The organism is Rhodopirellula bahusiensis, from assembly GCF_002727185.1.
Taxonomy (GTDB): domain Bacteria; phylum Planctomycetota; class Planctomycetia; order Pirellulales; family Pirellulaceae; genus Rhodopirellula; species Rhodopirellula bahusiensis.
Genome location: NZ_NIZW01000059.1, coordinates 1 through 2576 on the forward strand (window position 1 = coordinate 1; position 2576 = coordinate 2576).

Annotated in this window: 1 protein-coding gene; it reads right to left on the bottom strand. The window is 54.8% G+C overall.

Annotation, left to right across the window (positions count from 1 at the left end; all coding sequences use genetic code 11):
• Nucleotides 1-152: 152 nt before the first annotated feature.
• Entirely contained in the window at nt 153-1505 is a 1353-nt protein-coding gene (locus CEE69_RS31700) for an integron integrase (protein WP_233215837.1), read from the bottom strand.
• Nucleotides 1506-2576 lie beyond the last annotated feature (1071 nt).

Genomic DNA, 2576 nt, shown 5'->3' on the forward strand with positions numbered 1-2576 from the left:
GTTACGGACTGCTCATTCGCTTTTGGTTGCTCTCCACCCTTTCTGTTGAAAACGCAGTTACCATCAGCTACGGGGCGGTAACGAATTCCCCAATCAGGACTTTCACCTGACAATTCAATCGCCTTTGCAGGCGCACTAGCCGACTGAGGCCCTCAGTCGGCCCGAGCGCAACCCACAGTCGCCGCCTCGTCCTGCACCAACCGATCCAAAGGACTGACCACCTTCGCCTCGTTCGGATTCCGCACGTGCGTGTAGATCTCCGTCGTCTTCACGTCACTGTGCCCCAGCAGCTGCTGGATCTGACGAATGTCGGTTCCCTGCCACAGCAAATGCGTCGCAAAGCAATGGCGGAACGTGTGGCTCGTCACATGCTTCAAAATCCCCGCCCGCTCCACCGCGCGTCGCAAATGAGTTGGGAAGGTGCTCGAATGCAAGTGATGACGGTGGATGCGGCCGGTTCTGGGATCCCGAGACAATCGGTGCGACGCAAACAGATACTGCCACTTCAATTCACGATGCGCAGACGGATACTTCCGGTCCAACGCATACGGCAGATACACCGACGCCGTGCCGTTGGCCAAATCATGTTCGTGCAAAGCCTCGCGAGTCTTAACAAAACGCCGCAGCGGTTCAATCAAATCATCTGGCATCGGAACCAATCGACTCTTGTTGCCCTTGGACTGACGAATCTCGATTTGCTTGTTCGCAAAATCAATGTCCTTGACCCGCAACCGATGCGCCTCACTGATCCTCATCCCGCAACCATACAGCAACTTCGCGATCACCAGATACACGCCCTCGAGTCCCTCGAACACTTGGCCTACCTCACCAGGTGACATCACCGTGGGAGCCATCGAATCCTTGTTCGCACGGATCGCTTCGATCTTCCCCATCTCCCGCTTCAGCACCAATTCGAAGAACTTCAGCAAAGAATGAAACGCTTGGTTCTGAGTCGACGGAGAAACGTTGCCATCCACCGCCAAATCCGTCAGGTGAGCCTCCACGTCAGAAGCGTGAATCCGGTCGAAATCCGCCAAACAATTCAGTCCACGGTCCGCCATGAACGCCTTCAGTTTGTTCACATAGCTGCGTTCAGTCGCGATCGCCAAACCGGCTCGACGCATCGATCGACGGAACTCCTGAATCGCATCCATCTCATTGGGATTGATTTTGCCGACCACATCGTCGATCGAATCCAACCCGCCTGTCCTAGCTTGCTCGATCAAGATGATCTCACCCATCTTTTCCTTCAGCGGCAGCAGGTCGTCCACCTCTCGACGCTGGATCGTTTCACGGTACTGAATCAAGCCCTCGATGATCTTCATCCGCTTCCAAGCCGGCACCTCCGCATCGCGACGTGATTGAAGGAACGCAATCACATCATCAGCCGAGAACGCCCAATCCGGTTCCGTCTTCCGCCGGTGGAATTGGCAAAGCTTTTGGAACCATATCTTTGCCCAACGTTGCTTCTGCTCGGCACTCGCCGGTTTCGAAAACGTCCCCATAACAACTCAACTCCCGCACCTCAACGGTGTCAATCCAATTCGCGTCATCCAACCTGCCACCTCAGCAAGTCACTCACGCCGTCGTTTTGCAGCCCAAGTGGCCTAGGCTTCCAGCCTGAGAATCCTCCCTCCCAACCCGCAGCATAAGCAAGCATCCAATCACAACCCGCAGCGTAAACAAGGATCCACTCACAACCCGCAGCATAAGCAAGGATCCAATCCCAACCCGCAGCGTAAGCAAGGATCCAACCACAACCCGCAGCGTAAGCAAGGCCCAACCACAACCCGCAGCATAAGTAAGCATCCAATCACAACCCGCCGCGTAAGCAAGGCTCCCATCACACCCCGCCGCGTAAGCAAGCCTCCCACCACAACCCGCAGCGTAAGCAAGCATCTAATCACAACCCGCAGCGTAAGCAAGGCTCCCATCACAACCCGCCGCGTAAGCAAGGCTCCAATCACAACCCGCCGCGTAAGCAAGCATCCAATCACAACCCGCAGCGTAAGCAAGGCCCCAGCCACAACCCGCAGCATAAGCAAGGATCCACTCACAACCCGCAGCGTAAGCAAGGCCTCACAGCATCGCCTCCACAACCAGAAATGTCTCACGAGCGTGAACAAGCTAGGCGAGAAACACGCTGAAACCACCGCTCAAAACGTGCTGTTTTGTCCACTGTTTGCAAAAATGTTTGCAAACGGGGAACGGATCCCCAGGAATACAATGCGAACTTCACTGGACACTTTCGCGAGCATCAAAGGATGCAGTCCTTTGGCTCGCGTTCTGCTGTCAAATTGTCAGTTGAGATCAATAAGAGGACGCAACATCCTGGAATCGTCAAGGTGAGAACAAGTCACCCACGTGGACGAAGTCCATGCCAACTGACCAGAACGAGCGCCCGGGAGGCAACTTATTCCCACTGGCAAACTGTGTAGAATATGCCTCACCACTTATTCCCACCTGTCCAACAGGTGATAAACAAGTTGTACTGGCCTCTGGAGAACTTCCTTGACGCGTCACGTTTCTTATAGGCAGTGACCTTGTCGCTCGACTTGCAACAGTTGATGCGCAAG